Origin of the sequence: Pseudarthrobacter sp. SORGH_AS 212, assembly GCF_030818145.1 — a bacterium.
GTDB lineage: Bacteria > Actinomycetota > Actinomycetes > Actinomycetales > Micrococcaceae > Arthrobacter.
Map to the genome: position 1 here is coordinate 4,259,184 of NZ_JAUTAA010000001.1, position 16,197 is coordinate 4,275,380.

General features: G+C 67.0%; 15 protein-coding genes. 5 read left to right on the plus strand and 10 right to left on the minus strand.

Annotation, left to right across the window (positions count from 1 at the left end; genetic code table 11):
• Positions 1-13 precede the first annotated feature (13 nt).
• The gene (locus QE394_RS19580) at positions 14-1,465 is read left to right on the plus strand and encodes an SDR family NAD(P)-dependent oxidoreductase (protein WP_056079119.1); all 1,452 of its coding nucleotides are present in this window, start codon (positions 14-16) and stop codon (positions 1,463-1,465) included.
• An 18-nt stretch (positions 1,466-1,483) separates the two neighbouring features.
• Positions 1,484-1,951, plus strand: a complete 468-nt coding sequence (locus QE394_RS19585; protein ID WP_056079115.1) for a pyridoxamine 5'-phosphate oxidase family protein — start codon at positions 1,484-1,486, stop codon at positions 1,949-1,951.
• 36 nt (positions 1,952-1,987) lie between these two features.
• Here the strand turns inward: QE394_RS19585 and QE394_RS19590 are convergent, their stop codons facing one another.
• From QE394_RS19590 to QE394_RS19600, 3 genes are read right to left on the minus strand one after another with little or no spacing between them, the layout of a single operon-like run.
• Positions 1,988-2,839, minus strand: coding sequence for a transglutaminase family protein (locus QE394_RS19590; RefSeq protein ID WP_056079112.1), 852 nt, complete (start codon positions 2,837-2,839; stop codon positions 1,988-1,990).
• Positions 2,836-3,762 (minus strand): alpha-E domain-containing protein, encoded by a 927-nt coding sequence (locus QE394_RS19595; RefSeq protein ID WP_056079109.1) that lies wholly within the window; start codon positions 3,760-3,762, stop codon positions 2,836-2,838. The genes QE394_RS19590 and QE394_RS19595 overlap by 4 nt, the downstream gene beginning before the upstream one ends.
• A gap of 57 nt (positions 3,763-3,819) precedes the next feature.
• Positions 3,820-5,376, minus strand: a complete 1,557-nt coding sequence (locus tag QE394_RS19600; RefSeq protein WP_015937077.1) for a circularly permuted type 2 ATP-grasp protein — start codon at positions 5,374-5,376, stop codon at positions 3,820-3,822.
• 113 nt (positions 5,377-5,489) lie between these two features.
• On the opposite strand from QE394_RS19600, the gene QE394_RS19605 reads away from it, so the two are divergent.
• Together QE394_RS19605 and pepN are read left to right on the plus strand one after the other, a co-directional pair.
• A complete protein-coding gene (locus QE394_RS19605; RefSeq protein WP_056079104.1) occupies positions 5,490-6,533 on the plus strand; it encodes a putative sulfate exporter family transporter in 1,044 nt (347 codons plus the stop codon).
• Positions 6,534-6,585: 52 nt separating this feature from the next.
• A complete protein-coding gene (pepN, locus tag QE394_RS19610; RefSeq protein WP_349035312.1) occupies positions 6,586-9,234 on the plus strand; it encodes an aminopeptidase N in 2,649 nt (882 codons plus the stop codon).
• Positions 9,235-9,301: 67 nt separating this feature from the next.
• Here pepN and QE394_RS19615 read toward each other — a convergent pair whose 3' ends face one another.
• From QE394_RS19615 to QE394_RS19635, 5 genes are all read right to left on the minus strand, one after another.
• Entirely contained in the window at positions 9,302-10,399 is a 1,098-nt protein-coding gene (locus QE394_RS19615) for a biotin/lipoate A/B protein ligase family protein (protein ID WP_349035313.1), read from the minus strand.
• Between the two features lie 98 nt (positions 10,400-10,497).
• Positions 10,498-10,755, minus strand: a complete 258-nt coding sequence (locus tag QE394_RS19620; protein ID WP_056079094.1) for a type B 50S ribosomal protein L31 — start codon at positions 10,753-10,755, stop codon at positions 10,498-10,500.
• 170 nt (positions 10,756-10,925) lie between these two features.
• Complete coding sequence (locus QE394_RS19625; RefSeq protein ID WP_261620359.1) at positions 10,926-11,735, minus strand: RNA methyltransferase; 810 nt, start codon at positions 11,733-11,735, stop codon at positions 10,926-10,928.
• Between the two features lie 7 nt (positions 11,736-11,742).
• Positions 11,743-12,528, minus strand: coding sequence for a sulfite exporter TauE/SafE family protein (locus tag QE394_RS19630; RefSeq protein ID WP_056079089.1), 786 nt, complete (start codon positions 12,526-12,528; stop codon positions 11,743-11,745).
• A 21-nt stretch (positions 12,529-12,549) separates the two neighbouring features.
• Positions 12,550-13,335 (minus strand): ABC transporter ATP-binding protein, encoded by a 786-nt coding sequence (locus QE394_RS19635; protein WP_261620360.1) that lies wholly within the window; start codon positions 13,333-13,335, stop codon positions 12,550-12,552.
• Between the two features lie 155 nt (positions 13,336-13,490).
• Here QE394_RS19635 and serB point away from each other — a divergent pair, with 155 nt between their 5' ends.
• On the plus strand, positions 13,491-14,384 hold the full coding sequence (gene serB / locus QE394_RS19640; RefSeq protein ID WP_268157664.1) for a phosphoserine phosphatase SerB: 894 nt from the start codon (positions 13,491-13,493) through the stop codon (positions 14,382-14,384).
• A gap of 72 nt (positions 14,385-14,456) precedes the next feature.
• Here the strand turns inward: serB and QE394_RS19645 are convergent, their stop codons facing one another.
• Positions 14,457-15,209 carry an SDR family oxidoreductase gene (locus tag QE394_RS19645; protein ID WP_056079079.1) on the minus strand — a complete coding sequence of 251 codons (753 nt, stop codon included), beginning with the start codon at positions 15,207-15,209 and terminating at the stop codon, positions 14,457-14,459.
• Between the two features lie 136 nt (positions 15,210-15,345).
• Positions 15,346-16,071 (minus strand): beta-ketoacyl-ACP reductase, encoded by a 726-nt coding sequence (locus tag QE394_RS19650; protein WP_056079076.1) that lies wholly within the window; start codon positions 16,069-16,071, stop codon positions 15,346-15,348.
• Between the last annotated feature and the right edge of the window lie 126 nt (positions 16,072-16,197).

Sequence of the window (16,197 nt, forward strand, 5' to 3'; positions counted from 1 at the left end):
TAAAATTGACCCAATGAGCTCCCCCGACCTGACCCCTGAGGAAATCCAGGCCTGCCTCAAGGTCCTGAACACCATCCACGTCTACGACGAGGAGCACCCCGACTACATCTCGGTGCGCCGGGCCACCGGCAAGATGTTCAAGGCGGTCAAGCGCCACCGCAGGGTCACCAAGCGCGACCTGATTGCGGACGCCGACCGCGCCGTTATTGCCCTGACGGCCACGGCCGCCCCGGACCGGATCGACGACGAGACGCGCGGAAACAAGCTCGCTCCCTCGGCCACCGGCGAAGTGGCCGGCCACCTCATCCGGTCCCGGCCGTGCTACATCTGCAAACAGCACTACACCCAGGTGGACGCCTTTTACCACCAGCTCTGCCCGGAATGCGCGGCGTTCAGCCACAGTAAGCGCGATGCCCGGACCGATCTCACCGGCCGCAGCGCCCTGCTGACCGGCGGCCGCGCCAAGATCGGCATGTACATCGCGCTCCGGCTGCTGCGGGACGGCGCCCACACCACCATCACCACGCGGTTCCCCAAGGACGCAGCGCGGCGGTTCGCTGCCATGGAGGACAGCGCCGACTGGCTGCACCGGCTGCGGATTGTGGGCATCGACCTCCGCGACCCGTCCCAGGTCATGGCACTGACCGACTCCCTGAACGACGCCGGGCCGCTGGACATCATCATCAACAACGCTGCCCAGACCGTCCGCCGCTCCGGCAATGCCTACAAGCCGCTGGTGGATGCCGAGGACGAACCGCTGCCCGCAGCGCTGGAGCAGGCAAACGGCGGGCCGGAGCTGCTGACGTTCGGCCACGCCCATGACAAGCATCCGCTGGCACTCGCAGGCACCGTCACCGAGCACCCCGTCCTCGCCGGGGATGCCGTGACGTCGTTGGCATTGTCCACCGGTTCCGCCTCACTGGAACGCATCGCGGCGGGAACGGCCATCGACGCCGGCGGCCTGGTCCCGGACCTGGCCACCATCAACAGCTGGACGCAGGTGGTGGACGAGGTGGACCCGCTGGAGATGCTTGAAGTCCAGCTCTGCAACGTGACGGCACCGTTCCTGCTGGTCAGCCGCCTCCGCGGGGCCATGCAGCGTTCCACGGCACACCGCAAATACATCGTCAATGTCTCCGCCATGGAAGGCCAGTTCTCCCGCGCCTACAAGGGAGCCGGACACCCGCACACCAACATGGCCAAAGCCGCGCTGAACATGATGACAAGGACCAGCGCGCAGGAAATGCTCGATACCGACGGCATCCTGATGACCGCCGTGGATACCGGCTGGATCACCGACGAGCGGCCGCACTACACGAAGGTCCGGCTCATGGAGGAGGGCTTCCACGCGCCGCTGGACCTGGTGGACGGTGCGGCCCGGGTCTACGACCCCATTGTCATGGGTGAAAACGGCGAAGACCAGTACGGTGTCTTCCTGAAGGATTACAAGCCCAGCCCCTGGTGAAAGGCGTATGCTCACGGCATGAGCAACGAGTCATCACCTGACGTCCAGAACCTCGAGCACCATGAGTGCTGGGCCATGCTGCGCACCGTCTCCGTTGGCCGGCTGGCCGTCCTTGCTGACGGCCGCCCGGATATCTTCCCCGTCAATTACACGGTGGACGGCGGCACGGTGGTCTTCCGCACCGGCCAGGGCAGCAAGTTATCGGCCGCGTCCGGAGACGCGGCCGTGGCGGTTGAGGCCGACGGCGTGGATCCGGAGAGCGGACTCGCCTGGAGCGTGGTGGTCAAGGGAACCGCCGAAGTGGTGAAGGGGGCCGAGGAGGTCCTGGACACCTCCCGGCTCTACCTCTTTCCCTGGCAGGCGGGCCGCAAGGACGCATTCGTCCGGATTACCCCCGACTCCGTCACTGGCCGCCGGTTCAAGGTCACCGAGCCGATGACCTGGTGGACCCAGATCAGCAGCTCGGCCAAGTCCGCCCACGAGTAGGCACCGGCCGCGTGCGCGCAGTGCGCACGCCACCGGTCAGGCGAGCTGGGTAATCTCCACGCTGACGTTCAGTGCCGATCCGCCGCCGCCGGACAGGATGCCCTTGAGTGGCGTGACGTCCCGGTAGTCCCTTCCGCGTGCCACGGTAACGTGGAAATCGCCGGCAGGTTTGTGGTTGGTGGGGTCCCAGCTGCGCCAGTCCCCGTCCCACCACTCCAGCCAGGCGTGTGACTGGCCGGCAACTGTCTCTCCCACGCCGGCGCTGGAGCGCGGGTGCAGGTAACCCGAGACGTAGCGTGCGGGGATGCCGCAGCTGCGCAGCGCACCGATGGCCAGGTGCGCGAGGTCCTGGCAGACGCCCTGCCGCTGCGTCCACGCCTCTTCCGCGTTCGTGGTGACGGCGGTGGACCCTGACATGTAGGTCATCTCGCCGCGCATCCAGGCGAAGATGGCCATGGCGGCCTCGTGCGGGTTCTTGCCGGCAACAACGCCGGGGATGATGCCCAGGACTTCGTCACCCGGTCCGCTGAGCCGTGACTGCGGCAGCCAGTCGCTGTGGGTGTTGAGGGTTTCCGGCGACGCCAGCACATCCCAGCCGGCGATATCGGACTCGGACGGGATTTTCCCGGCACGGTGGACCTCGACGGTGATGTTGGAGATGACCTCCAGGTGGTCGTGCGGCATCTGCATGTCGAAGGCCGTCACCCTGGTGCCCCAGTAGTCGCGGTAGGTGCTCACGGCCGCCTGCGACGGGGACACCTTAACCACTGATTCGAGGACCACCTGCTGGGAGTCCGTCAGCGGCGTCATCCGTGCCTCGTTGTAGGAGAGGGTGACGCGCTTGTTGTACTTGTACGCCGTCCGGTGGACGATGCTCAGCCGGGTCATGAAACTTCTCCCACCCAGGCCAGTTCGTCCGCCTGATTGAAGTACTTACGGGAAATGGCGTCCGAGGCCTGGGACACAGCCTTCTGCACGCGTTCCATGTGTTCGGGCAGTTCGGACATGAGGTCGTCCGTACGGTGGAACTCGAGGAAGGTGCGGGCCTGGCCCACAATGCGGCGGGCGTCGTTGATGAAGCCCACGCGCTGGGCTGAGGGGTCCAGCTTGGCGAGGCATTCGTCGGCGTCACGCAGTGCGTACACGATGGAGCGCGGGAACAGCCGGTCCAGCAGCAGGAACTCAGCCGCGTGCTGGTCACCGAAGGCTGCCCGGCGGGTCCGCAGGAAGGATTCGTAGGCGCCGGCGCACCGGAGCATGTTCACCCAGGACATGCCTGCGGACAGGACATCCCTGGTGGACAGCATGCGGGCTGTCATGTCGGCCCGCTCAAGTGACCGGCCCAGGACGAGGAACAGCCAGCTTTCGTCGTGGCTGACGGTGGTGTCCGCCAGGCCGCTGACCATGGCGGTGCGCTCCAGGGTCCAGTTGCAGAACCGGTAGGTGCCCACCACGTCCTTGCGGTGCTGGCTGAGCCCGTAATAGGTGGTGTTGAGGCTCTCCCACAGCCCGGAGGAGACCGTTTCGCGGGCACGCCGGGCGTTCTCGCGGGCAGCGCCCAGGGACCCGGCAATGGACGTGGCGCTGGTCTTGTCGTAGGCCAGGGCGTGCAGCAGCTCGGGCAGGCCGAAGTCGTCGCTTTGGGGCCGTGCTCCCATCACAGCCAACAGCTCCTGGGCCACGCTTTTGCGTTCGTCCATGGGGAGGTGGTTGAGCCGCTCCAGGTGCACGTCGAGGATACGGGCGGTGCCGTCGGCCCGCTCCACATAGCGGCCGATCCAGAATAGGGATTCGGCAATACGGCTAAGCATTCGCGGCTACCTCCTGCGGGGCCGAAACGGACAAGAAACGGTGCCGGGCGGGGCGGGTCACTGCTGCTGCTCCGACTGGCGGTCGCGCCAGTTGCTTTCCACGGGCCACACCGAGACCCGCTCGCGGACCGAGATGGATTGCCTCGGCACGGACTCGACGGGCATCTGCGGCGAATCGGCCAGGACCCATGTGTCCTTGGAACCGCCGCCCTGGCTGGAGTTCACGATCAGCGAGCCCTCCTTCAGCGCCACGCGGGTGAGTCCGCCGGGCAGCACCCAGACGTTGTCGCCGTCGTTCACGGCAAACGGGCGCAGGTCCACGTGGCGCGGACCGAACTTGTCGCCGCTCAGCGTGGGCACCGTGGAGAGCTGCAGGACCGGCTGGGCGATCCAGCCGCGGGGATCGGCGATGATCCGCTGCCGCAGGGCGTCCAGTTCGTCGTTGGAGGCGTCCGGGCCGATGACCAGGCCCTTGCCGCCGGAGCCGTCCACCGGCTTGACCACGAGTTCGGCGAGGTTGTCCAGGGTGTATTCCCGGGCTTCCTTCTCCTCGAGGCGGAACGTGTCCACGTTCGCGATGATGGGCTCCTCGCTCAAGTAGTAGCGGATCAGGTCAGGAACGTAACTGTAAACCAGTTTGTCGTCCGCGACGCCGTTGCCCACGGCGTTGGCGATGGTGACCCCGCCGGCGCGGGCCGCGTTGACCAGTCCGGGGCAGCCGAGCATGGAATCGGCCCTGAACTGGAGTGGGTCCAGGAAGTCGTCGTCGATGCGCTTGTAGATGACGTCCACGCGCTGTTCACCTGCGGTGGTGCGCATGTATACGCGGTTGCCGCGGCAGATGAGGTCGCGTCCCTCAACCAGTTCCACGCCCATCAGCCCGGCCAACAGTGTGTGCTCAAAGTAGGCGCTGTTGAATACGCCGGGCGTCAGCACGACGACGGTGGGATCGTCCACGCCCGAAGGTGCGGTCTTGCGCAGGGCCGAGAGAAGCCGGCGCGGGTACTCCTCGACCGGGCGGATGAGCTGCTGGCCGAAGGCCTCCGGCAGGCCCTTGGCCATGGCACGGCGGTTCTCAAGGACGTAGCTGACGCCGGAGGGAACACGGACGTTGTCCTCGAGGACTCGGAAGGTTCCGGCGGCGTCGCGGACCACGTCGATGCCGGAAATGTGGACGCGGACGCCGCCGGCGGGTTCAAACCCGTGCACCTGGCGGTGGAAGTGGGCGCTGGTGGTCACCAGCTGGCGGGGGATCACGCCGTCGGACACCACCGTCATCTTGTCGTACACGTCGTTGAGGAAGGCCTCGAGGGCGCGGACGCGCTGCGCGACACCGCGCTCCATGACGTCCCATTCGGCAGCGGGAATGACCCTGGGCACGATGTCCAGGGGGAAGGGCCTTTCCTCCCCCGCAAAGTCGAAGGTGACGCCGCGGTCCAGGAAGGTCCGTGCCATGGAATCGGCACGGGCGCTGACATCGGCCAGCGAGAGCTTGCGGAGCGCATCCGCCACCTGCTCATAGGAGGGGCGGGCCTGTTGCCCGGGGGCGAACATTTCGTCGTAGGCTCCGGTCCGGCCCGCGGCCTCGGAGTAATCCTGGAAGAGGTCTGACATGCCCAATAGCCAACCACCTTTTTGTTTCGAATTCATAAACGGCCTTCCATTGTGGCGTGTTGGTGCGCGCAGCCGGTTCGGACATTCCGGGCTCCGTCCGGCAAAGTGGGTGAGTGCCAGTCAGCAGAAGCTCCCCCACTCCCGGCCCGGGACGCCCGCGGGGAGCCACACGGCTGCTGCCCGGCCTTGCCGCTGCGGCAGTGGCGCTGGTGCTCGCCTTCCTCATCCACGCACTGGTGCCGTCCCTTCCGGCGATGACCCTGGCCGTGGTGATGGGGGTCCTTGCCGCCAACCTGCCGGTGACCGGAGGATGGACGGCCGGACGTGCCCGCCCCGGCCTGGACTTCGCCGGCAAGCACCTGATGCGCGGCGGAATCGTGCTGCTGGGCCTGAAAGTGGGCATCGGCGACGTCCTGGACCTGGGGTGGCTGGCACTGGTGCTGATCACCGCCGTGGTCGCGGCCAGTTTCGGCGGCACGTACCTGATCTCCCGGCTGTTCAGGTTGCCGCCGGTGACGTCGCTGCTGGTGGCCACCGGGTTCTCTATCTGCGGGGCCTCAGCCATCGGCGCGATGGCAGCGGTGCGGCGCATCCGGCATGTGGACACCGTACTGCCGGTGGCGCTGGTGACCCTGTGCGGAACACTGGCCATCGGCGTCCTGCCGCTGCTGGTCCACCCGCTCCAGCTCAGCGCCGAGGTCTTCGGCGCATGGACAGGCGCGTCCGTGCACGATGTGGGACAGGTGGTGGCCACGGCGCAAACCGCAGGCCCCGCGGCCCTGGCGATCGCCGTCGTCGTCAAACTCACCAGGGTGCTGCTCCTGGCGCCCGTGACGGCGCTGGCGGGGGCACACCACCGGATTTCCCTCCGTCCTTCCGGTGACGACGCCGGCCTGCCGCCTGTGGTGCCGCTGTTCGTGCTGGGATTCGTGGCGATGGTGGCGTTGCGCTCCACCGGGTGGCTGGCCGACGGGTGGCTGGAGGCAGGGGCCCTGCTGCAGGACGTGCTCCTGGGGGCGGCCCTCTTCGGACTGGGGTCCGCGGTGCGGATCCGAACGCTGCTCCTGACCGGCGGGCGTGCCCTGCTGGCCGCGCTGGCATCGTGGCTGCTGATTGCGGTCCTGGGCCTCGCGGCCGCCCTGCTCATCGCCGGCTGACCTGCCCGTGAGGCAGGCGATGGCGGCCGTTGCAGCGTGATTAGATAGCTGGGTGTCACATGAGAATCTGCACCGCGATGAAGCTGCCGGCCGCTCGGCCCTGATCAGCACCGCCAGCTACGACGTCTCCCTCGACGTCCGCCAGGCCGAGAACCCGGATACTGCCGGCTACACCACCCGCAGCGTCATCACCTTTACCGCCGCGGAAGCGGGCACTTCCACGTTCCTGGACTTCATTGGCAGCGGCGTGCACAGCGTGTTCCTCAACGGCAAGGGCCTGCCGGTGGAGGACGTGGTGGACGGTGCACGCATCAGGCTGGACAACCTGCAGTTGGAAAACCAGGTCACGGTCACCGGAACAGCCCTGTACAGCCGCTCCGGTGAGGGCATGCACCGGTTCGTCGACCCCGCCGACGGCCAGACCTACCTCTACACGCAATACGAACCCGCAGACGCGCGCAGGGTCTTCGCCAACTTCGAACAGCCGGACCTCAAAGCCACCTACACCTTCCACCTGATGGCCCCGGCTTCCTGGCACGTGGCATCCAACGGCGTGGAAACCGCCAGGACCCTGCTCACCAGCGATCCCGCCACCGCACGCTGGGATTTCGCCACCACCCTGCCGATGTCCACGTACATCACCACCGTGCTGGCCGGCCCCTACTTCAAAGCTGAAGACCGCTGGCAGGGAACGCTGGAGGACGGCACGCACCTGGACGTTCCGCTGGCGCTCTACTGCCGCGCCTCCATGGCCGGATCCTTCGGCACCGCCGAATTGTTCCGGCTCACCAAAGCCGGCCTGGACTTCTTCAACCGGCTCTTCGACTACCCCTACCCCTGGGGCAAGTACGATCAGGCCTTCGTGCCCGAATACAACCTGGGCGCCATGGAAAACCCGGGGCTGGTGACGTTCACCGAGAGCTACGTCTTCACCTCCCGGGCCACGGACGCCCAGTACCAGGCGCGGGCCAACACGCTGATGCACGAGATGGCGCACATGTGGTTTGGCGACCTCGTCACCATGCAGTGGTGGGACGATCTCTGGCTCAAGGAATCCTTCGCCGACTACATGGGCACCCTCGCCGTGGACCGGGCCACGGGCTGGGACACCGCCTGGGTCAACTTCGCCAACAAGCGCAAGGCCTGGGCCTACGTCCAGGACCAGCTGCCCACCACGCACCCCATCGTGGCGGACATCCCGGACCTGGAAGCGGCCAAGCAGAACTTTGACGGCATCACCTACGCCAAGGGCGCCTCAGTGCTCAAGCAGCTGGTGGCCTATGTGGGCTTTGATGCCTTCATCGCCGGTTCCCGGGAGTACTTCCGCAAGCACGCCTACGGCAACACCACCCTGGCAGACCTGCTGGAAGCCCTCAGCTCCGCTTCCGGACGCGACCTCTCGGAATGGGCACGCCAGTGGCTGCAGACATCGGGGATTTCCACGCTGGCCCTGGAGGCCGCCACAGAGGCCGCGAACGACGACGGCGGGCTTGGTTCCGCCGCCATCGTCCAGGAGGCCACGGACCCCGTCACGGGACGGGACGAGCTGCGGCCGCACCGGCTCCGGGTGGGCCTGTACGACTTCGACGGAGCCGGCGCTTTGGTACGGACCGACAGCATCGAAACGGATGTGGCCGGTGCCCGTACGGAGCTCCCCCAACTTACAGGCCGGAAACGGCCAGCTCTCCTGCTGCTCAACGACGACGACCTGACCTACGCCAAGGTCCGCCTCGACCCCGCCTCCGAAACCACGGTCCTCGCCTCCCTGGACAGGATCAGCGACCCCATGGCCCGCGCCCTGTGCTGGACTGCGCTGTGGAACTCGGCCCGTGACGGCGAAACCCCGGCCGAACGGTACGTGGCCGCGGTGGCCGCGTTCGGTCCGTCGGAAACCGGGATCGGCGTGCTCCTGAACATCCTCGATAACGCCTGCACCGCCGTCGAACGCTACACACCCGCGTCCCGCCGCGATGCGGTCCGTGCTTCCTTCCTGGGCACCGCCGGCGCGGAGTTGCGGCGGGCGGAGCCGGGCTCGGACCAGCAGCTCGCCTGGGCGCGCACGCTGGGAACGCTCAGCAGGCATGACGCTTCGCTGCTGCCGCTGCTGAGCGGGTTGCTGGACGGCTCCGAACAGGTGCCCGGACTGGCCGTCGACGCCGAACTCCGCTGGCACTTCTGGCACGCCCTCGCTGCCCACGGCCAGGCATCCGCGGCAGAGCTCGATGCTGAACTGGCGGCGGACACCACCGCCTCGGGGCGGGCTGGCCATGCCACGGCCGGTGCTGCCCGGCCGGAGGCGGATGTGAAGGCTGCGGCCTGGGCCGAAGCCGTGCAGGGCACAGCCCTGTCCAACCAGCTCCTGACGGCAACCATCACCGGGTTCGGCACCGCCCCGGCTGCCCTGCTGGAACCCTACGTTGAGCCGTACTTCGGCTGCCTGCGGGAGGTCTGGGACAGCCGCAGCATCGAGATCGCCAGCCGGATCGTGCGGGGCCTGTTCCCCTCAACCCAGGACCTGGCCGACGGCGCGAAGCCCGGCGCCCACCCGGCGCTGCGCCGGACCGACGCCTGGCTTGAGGCGAACGCCGACGCGCCCCGTGCCCTGCGGCGGATCATCGTGGAACAGCGCAACCACCTGCTGCGGGCACTCACCGCGCAGGCCGCCGTCGTTGGTTCACCTCCGGCTCACCCTGCGCCGTAACAGCCAAGGGCCGCTGCTCCGGGACAGACGGTGCGCAGTGGCGCTGCAGGCTGGTGTTCGGGGCGGATCAGGGGACGCGGTGCAGCCATTCCCCGGTGCCGAACTTGCTGGCCGCGCGTTCCCGCGCCGCAGCGAGCTCGGCATCGGTCAGCTCCGAGTGCGTTGCCCCGTACCGGCCCGTAAACACGTCCATCATGGCCCCGATGATGTCCATGCGGGCCAGCCCGGTTTGGCGGCGCAGCGGATCCACCCGCTTCTTGGCGCTCCGGGTGCCCTTGTCCGAAAGCTTCTCCTTGCCGATGCGCAGGACGTCCACCATTTTGTCGGCGTCGATGTCGTAGCTCATGGTGACGTGGTGGAGCATGCCGCCGTTCGCCAGCCGCTTCTGGGCGGCGCCGCCGATCTTGCCCTGGTCCGTGGCGATGTCATTAAGCGGGACGTAGAAGGCTGTCACGCCGATTTTCTCCAGCGCCGCCATCACCCAGGAATCGAGGAACGGGTAGGAATCGGCGAAGCTGAGCCCGTCCACCAGTGTCTGGGGCAGGTACAGGGAATAGGTGATGCAGTTGCCGGCCTCCATGAACATCGCTCCCCCGCCGCTGATCCGGCGGACCACCTTGATGCCATGCCGGGCCACGCCGTCGGGATCCACCTCGTTCCGGACCGACTGGAAGCTGCCGATGACCACGGACGGTTCCTGCCAGTCCCAGAACCTCAGGGTGGGGTTGCGGCGGCCCGCGCCAACTTCCTCGGTGAGTACCTCGTCGAGGGCCACGTTGATTTCGGTGGGCAGGACGCTGGGCGCAATGACGTTCCAGTGGTGGTCCGCCCAGGAGGTGGCCTTGGCCAGCGCCCGGCGTACGGTCACGGCCACGGCGTCGGCGGAGAATCCGAACAGGGTGGCGTCGGCGGGCAGCGCAGCGGTGACTGCCGCTGCGAGGTCTGCGGCCGGGGTGGTCTCCGGAAGCCCGGTGAGGGCCCGGTTGATGGCGAGGAGGGCCTCGTCCGGCTCGAGGAAGAAGTCGCCACTGATCGAGACGTCGGCCAGGACGCCGCCGGCCACGGACAGGTCCGCCACCACCAGCTTGCCGCCCGGAACCTTGTACTCGCCGTGCCGGCGGGGGTTTGTTGCTGCGTCTTGGTCCGGGGAGGTCATATGGCTCATGGGTTACATCCTGCCGTACGGTGTGCCCGCCCCGCCAACGCAAAGAAAGCCCGCACCGTTGCCGGTGCGGGCTTTCCGAAAAGCCATGGGAGGAAGAATTACTTCTTGCCGCCGAAGCCCTTGAAGCGTGCGTTGAAGCGCTCGACGCGGCCTGCGGAGTCCATGATGCGCTGCTTGCCCGTGTAGAACGGGTGGGACTCGGAGGAGATTTCGACGTCGATGACCGGGTAGGTGTTGCCGTCTTCCCACTCGATGGTCTTCGAGGAAGACACGGTGGACTTGGTCAGGAACTTGGTACCGGAGGCCAGGTCATTGAAAACGACGGCTGCGTACTTCGGGTGGGTATCAGACTTCATAATGGGGCCTTTGTTCGCGCAGCTGGATTTTGCCAGCTGCCAGGTATGAATGGGATGGCCCGGTTCCGCGTCGAAAGACACAAGAGGGCCAGCAGTCAATAATAGCGGATCACGGGGACACCCGCGAACCACGCCACGGCACCTGCCCGCCTTCTCCTGCAGGTCCCGGCTCAGCTTCGGGGACGCAGTTCCCAGAACGCCACTGCAGACGCCGCGGCCACGTTGAGCGAGTCCACACCATTGCGCATGGGAATCTTCACGGCAAGGTCGACGGCGGCCAGCGTCTCCGGGCTCATGCCCGCTCCTTCGGTTCCCAGGACCAGGGCCAGCCGGTCCGGGTTGCCGGCCGCGACGTCGTCTACGTCCAGTGCATCGGGGGTCAGTTCCAGTGCGGCCACGGTGAAGCCGTGGTCCTTGAGGACCTGCAGGTCGTCCGGCCAGCTGTCCAGGCGTGCCCAGGGAACCTGGAACACCGTCCCCATGCTGACGCGGACGCTGCGCCGGTACAGCGGGTCGCCGCAGCGGGGCGAAACCAGCACGGCGTCGATGTCCAGGGCGGCCGCCGAGCGGAAGATTGCGCCCACATTGGTGTGGTCCACGATGTCTTCAAGCACGGCAACCCTGCGGGCGCCGGCCAGGAGCTCCGGAAGGGGCACGGGCTGGGGCCGCTCCATGGCAGCCATGGCTCCGCGGTGGAGGTGGAAGCCGGTGATTTCCTCGAGGAGGGCGGCTTTTCCGATGAAGACCGGGACGTCAGGATACGCCTGGAAGACGTCGTCGAGGTCCGCGAGCCATTTCTCCGCCAGGAAGAACGAACGCGGCTGGTGCCCTGCAGCGAGGGCGCGGCGCAGGACCCGCGAGGACTCGGCGATGTACATCCCCTCGCGCGGTTCGCGGAGCTTGCGGAGATGGACATCGGTCAGCGTGGTGTAATCGCTGACCCGCGGGTCGCTGGCGGATTCAAGGTAGTGGAAAGTCACCGGAGGATTATTTCAGGAGGTTGGCGACCATGACGACGAGCGCCACAATGCCCAGGGTGAAGATCACGCCGCGGAGGACTTTCGGGGAAAGCTTGCGGCCCACCCGGGCACCGGCGAGTCCGCCGATGGTGGAGCTGACGGCGATCAGGAGGACCACCAGCCAGTTGATCCGGTCGAATGCGAACAGCAGGTAGGAGATTGCAGCCACCATGTTGACGCCCAGGACCAGGATGTTCTTCATGGCGTTGGCGTTTTGCATGGTGCCGCTGAGGAAGACGCCCAGGATGCCTACCAGCAGGATGCCCTGGGCGGCCACGAAGTAGCCGCCGTAGACGCCTGCCAGGTAAACGAGCACCACCAGCAGCACGCCGTGGCTGCGGTCGCGGACGGCATGTTCGGGGTTCTCTTCACGGTTGCGCACCCAGGACTGCAGCTTGGGCTGGAACATCACCATGAGCAGCGCCAGGACCAGCAGCACCGGCGCTACGTAATGGAAGACCTTCTCCGGCAGGTGGAGGAGCAGCCAGGCGCCGGTGATCCCGCCGAGCAGCGAGGCCGGGAGCAGCTTCAGGAGCTGCCGGCCCCGTCCCGCCAGTTCGCGGCGGTAACCCCAGGCGCCGGCGGCAGTGCCCGCCACCAGGCCCATGGCGTTGCTCATGGACGCGACAACGGGGGTGATGCCCAGTGCGATGAGGACCGGGAAGGTCACCAGCGTGCCGGAGCCGACCACCGCGTTGATGGTGCCGGCCCAAAGGCCCGCGAAAAAGACCAGGATGCTGCTAAGGATCTCCACAGGAGGTGTTCAACCCCGCCCTTAGCGGCGGGCGGTGGCGGCGTAGCGGCCGGCGTTTTCCGTCACGTCCAGGGCCAGCCCGAACGTTTCGCTGAGGTGCTTGTCGGTGAGGACCTCGGTGATGGGGCCGGCCGCCACCACGCCGCCGTCGCGCAGCAGCATGGCATGGGTGAAGCCCGGTGGTACCTCTTCAAGGTGGTGGGTCACCAGGACCATCGCGGGCGCGGCCTCGTCCCGGGCCAGTTCGCCGAGCTTGTGGACCAGTTCTTCCCGGCCACCCAGGTCAAGGCCTGCGGCCGGCTCGTCCAGCAGCAGCAGCTCCGGATCGGTCATGAGGGCGCGGGCAATCTGGACACGCTTGCGTTCGCCTTCGGACAGGGTGGCGAACGTCCGGTTCAGCAGCGGACCCATCCCCCAGTCGTTCAGGAGACGGAAGGCGCGGCGCTCGTCGTCGCGCTCGTAGCCTTCACGCCAGCGCCCGGTGACGCCGTACGCGGCGGTGACCACCACGTTGAGGACGTTCTCGTGCTCCGGGATCTGGGTGGCCAGGGCGGCCGATGACAGACCGATGCGGGGACGCAGTTCGAAGACGTCGGTGCGGCCGAGTACTTCGTCGAGGATTCCGGCCTTGCCGCTGCTGGGGTGCAGGCGTGCCGCCGCGATCTGGAGGAGCGTGGTTTTCCCGGCGCCGTTGGGACCGAGGATGACCCAGCGTTCGCCTTCGTTGACCTGCCAGTCGACCTTGTCCAGCAGGGTCTTTTTGCCTCGGACAACGCTAACGGAGTCCAGTTCCAGAACATCACTCATAGGAATAGACACTAGGACAAAAAAGTGGACGACTGATAACCGGTGTGACCGCTCCCCGGGGCGCCTGCCCGGCGCATGTCCAGCCACGGTGCCGGGCCGGCCGCCCTCCGCAATGAATACGCGGGACCATTCTTCCGCTGGCTAAGATTGCAGGCATGACTTCCAACGTGACTGCGGTCAGCTATGGCCAAAATCTGACCGACACCGGACTGGAGCAGCTGCGTTCCATCCTCGCGGAGCACGGTGCAGCTGCAGGAGCCGAATCCAGCGCCGGCGACGACCGCTACCAGGTGCGCATCACGGAACTGGAGCTGCCGGATGCCACCGAGGCCGGCCTGGCTGCGCTCCGCAGCGCCGTGGCGGATGCCGCCATCCCCGGCGTGGACACCGCTTTGGTGCCCGCGGGCCTGCGCTCGGCCGGCCGGAAGCTGCTGATCATGGACGTGGACTCCACCCTGATCCAGCAGGAGGTCATCGAACTCCTGGCCGCGTATGCGGGCAAGCGGGACGAGGTGGCCGCGGTCACCGCGGCGGCCATGCGCGGGGAGCTGGACTTCGCCCAGAGCCTGCACGCCCGGGTGGCAGTCCTCGCCGGGCTGCCGGCCGACGTCGTCAATTCCGTCCGCCACGAAGTGAAGCTCAGCGAAGGCGCCGCGCAACTCGTGGCTGCGTTCAAGGCGGCCGGGCATCCGGTAGCCGTAGTCTCCGGCGGGTTCAACCAGATACTCGAGCCGATCGCAGCGGACCTTGGCCTGGACTACTGGCAGGCCAACGAACTGGAAATCGTTGACGGTGCCCTGACCGGCAAGGTCCTGGGCGCGGTGGTGGACCGGGCGGCCAAGGAGAAGTACCTGCGCGAGTGGGCGGCCGCCGAGGGGATCGCCATGGAACACACCATCGCCGTGGGCGACGGCGCCAACGACCTCGACATGCTGGGCGCAGCGGGGATCGGGGTGGCCTTCAACGCCAAGCCGGCCGTGCGCGCGGTCGCCGATTCGGCCGTCAACATGCCCTACCTTGACGCGGTGCGCCACATCGCCGGGGTCTGAACCGCCCACGGATGCTGACAAAAAGAGGTGCCCGGCGCGTTTGCGCCGGGCACCTCTTTTTCACTCAGTGGGCTATTGGCCGCTCTTACCGAAGTAGTCTGCGCCCCCGGCGTATTCCGTGTGGCCGGACTCGACATCAGCGGTGGCCATTCCGGCCACCACCTGGGCAAACTCTTCCACGGAGTACAGCTTGCCGGCTTCGGCGCGGCGGGCCTCGATGGCGCCCGGCGTCGAACGGTCCAGCAGCGTGGCGGTGACGGTGCCTTCAATCATGTCGCCGGAGACCACCACCAGGCTGATGCCCTTCTCGGCGAGGTTGGGGATGAGTTCCCGCAATGCGTCCTCACCGGCGCGCTTGCTGCGGGCCACGGCCTCGTAGGCCGGCATGGTGGGAACGGTGTTAATGAAGTGTGCCTGGTGGCTGGTCACGAAGACAACGCGGGAGCCTTCCGGCATCAGCGGCACTGCGGCGTTGAGCATGTTGAGCTGGGCGTCGCGGTTGAGCTTGAGGGCGTAGTCCTCCCCCATGCCGGTTTCCATGCCGCCCGAGGCGTTCAGGACCAGGATGTCCAGGGAACCGAAGTTCTCCATGGCGGCGGAGGCAAGCGCCTGCACGCCTTCCTGGGTGGTCAGGTCGGCCCCAACGGCGACGGCGCGGCCGCCGTCGGCCTCGATGCCCTGGACCACCTTGTTGGCGCGCGGCGCCTTCTGGCGGTAGTTGACCACGACGGCGGCGCCCTCGCCGGCGAGGATCTTCGCTACGTCAGCGCCGATTCCGCGTGATGATCCGGTGACGATGGCGGTCTTGTTGTCCAGCAGTCCCATCTGGGCTCCTTTGTTTGAAACGTCTAAAGTGAAGCGGCTCTGAACTCCATCATGCCAGCGCGGCCTGGTGATTCCCTTGTCCGGGTCCCACAAAGAAGGGCCGGACCGCTGGTGGCGGCCACGTGGGGTTCGATGGTCAGTGGCCCATGCCCAGGCCGCCGTCAACCGGGATAACGGCCCCGGAGATGTAGGCCGCTTCGTCGCTGGAAATCCAGCGCACCACGTTGGCCACCTCGTCGGCGTCGGCGAACCGGCCGGCGGGGATGCTGGACAGGTAGTCCTTCTGCGTGGCTTCCGGGAGTTCTGCCGTCATGTCCGTGTTGATAAAGCCCGGGGCCACGACGTTCGCGGTGATGCCGCGGGAGCCAAGTTCGCGGGTCAGCGACCGCGCGATGCCAACGAGGCCGGCCTTGGAAGCTGAGTAGTTGATCTGGCCGGGGGCGCCATACAGGCCCGAGACAGAAGAGATCAGGACCACGCGGCCCTTGCGCAGCCGGATCATGCCCTTTGACGCACGCTTGATGACGCGGAATGCGCCGGTGAGGTTCGTGTCGATGACGGAGGTGAAGTCCGTTTCACTCATCCGCAGCAGGAGGGTGTCCTTGGTGATGCCGGCGTTGGCCACCAGTACTTCCACGGGGCCATGCGCTGCCTCCACTTCCTTGAACGCCGCGTCCACGGATGCTTCATCTGTGACGTCGGCCTTCACTCCCAGGATTCCTTCAGGCAGTTCCGATTCACTGCGGTAAGTAACAGCCACCTTGTCCCCGTTGGCCAGGAATGCTTTGGCGATGGCCAGGCCGATGCCGCGGTTGCCGCCGGTGATCAGGACGCTGCGGGGGGCGGTAACTGCTTCAGTCATGGAGGAACTCCGGAATTCTGCGGCAGGATGCGCCGCGGTAAGAAGGTGGAATTTGGCTGCCTCCGATCTTAGCGCCCGGGCCCGCCCGGGTTTGGGTGCCACTGCCGATGGTGAGAGAATTGACGC

Excerpts from the sequence above, each read along its gene's own strand:
- QE394_RS19580 (WP_056079119.1), top strand. The coding sequence starts at position 14 with ATGAGCTCCCCCGACCTGACCCCTGAGGAAATCCAGGCCTGCCTCAAG.
- QE394_RS19585 (WP_056079115.1), top strand. The coding sequence starts at position 1,484 with ATGAGCAACGAGTCATCACCTGACGTCCAGAACCTCGAGCACCATGAG.
- QE394_RS19590 (WP_056079112.1), bottom strand. The coding sequence starts at position 2,839 with ATGACCCGGCTGAGCATCGTCCACCGGACGGCGTACAAGTACAACAAG.
- QE394_RS19595 (WP_056079109.1), bottom strand. The coding sequence starts at position 3,762 with ATGCTTAGCCGTATTGCCGAATCCCTATTCTGGATCGGCCGCTATGTG.
- QE394_RS19600 (WP_015937077.1), bottom strand. The coding sequence starts at position 5,376 with ATGTCAGACCTCTTCCAGGATTACTCCGAGGCCGCGGGCCGGACCGGA.
- QE394_RS19615 (WP_349035313.1), bottom strand. The coding sequence starts at position 10,399 with ATGAGCCATATGACCTCCCCGGACCAAGACGCAGCAACAAACCCCCGC.
- QE394_RS19620 (WP_056079094.1), bottom strand. The coding sequence starts at position 10,755 with ATGAAGTCTGATACCCACCCGAAGTACGCAGCCGTCGTTTTCAATGAC.
- QE394_RS19635 (WP_261620360.1), bottom strand. The coding sequence starts at position 13,335 with ATGAGTGATGTTCTGGAACTGGACTCCGTTAGCGTTGTCCGAGGCAAA.
- serB (WP_268157664.1), top strand. The coding sequence starts at position 13,491 with ATGACTTCCAACGTGACTGCGGTCAGCTATGGCCAAAATCTGACCGAC.
- QE394_RS19645 (WP_056079079.1), bottom strand. The coding sequence starts at position 15,209 with ATGGGACTGCTGGACAACAAGACCGCCATCGTCACCGGATCATCACGC.
- QE394_RS19650 (WP_056079076.1), bottom strand. The coding sequence starts at position 16,071 with ATGACTGAAGCAGTTACCGCCCCCCGCAGCGTCCTGATCACCGGCGGC.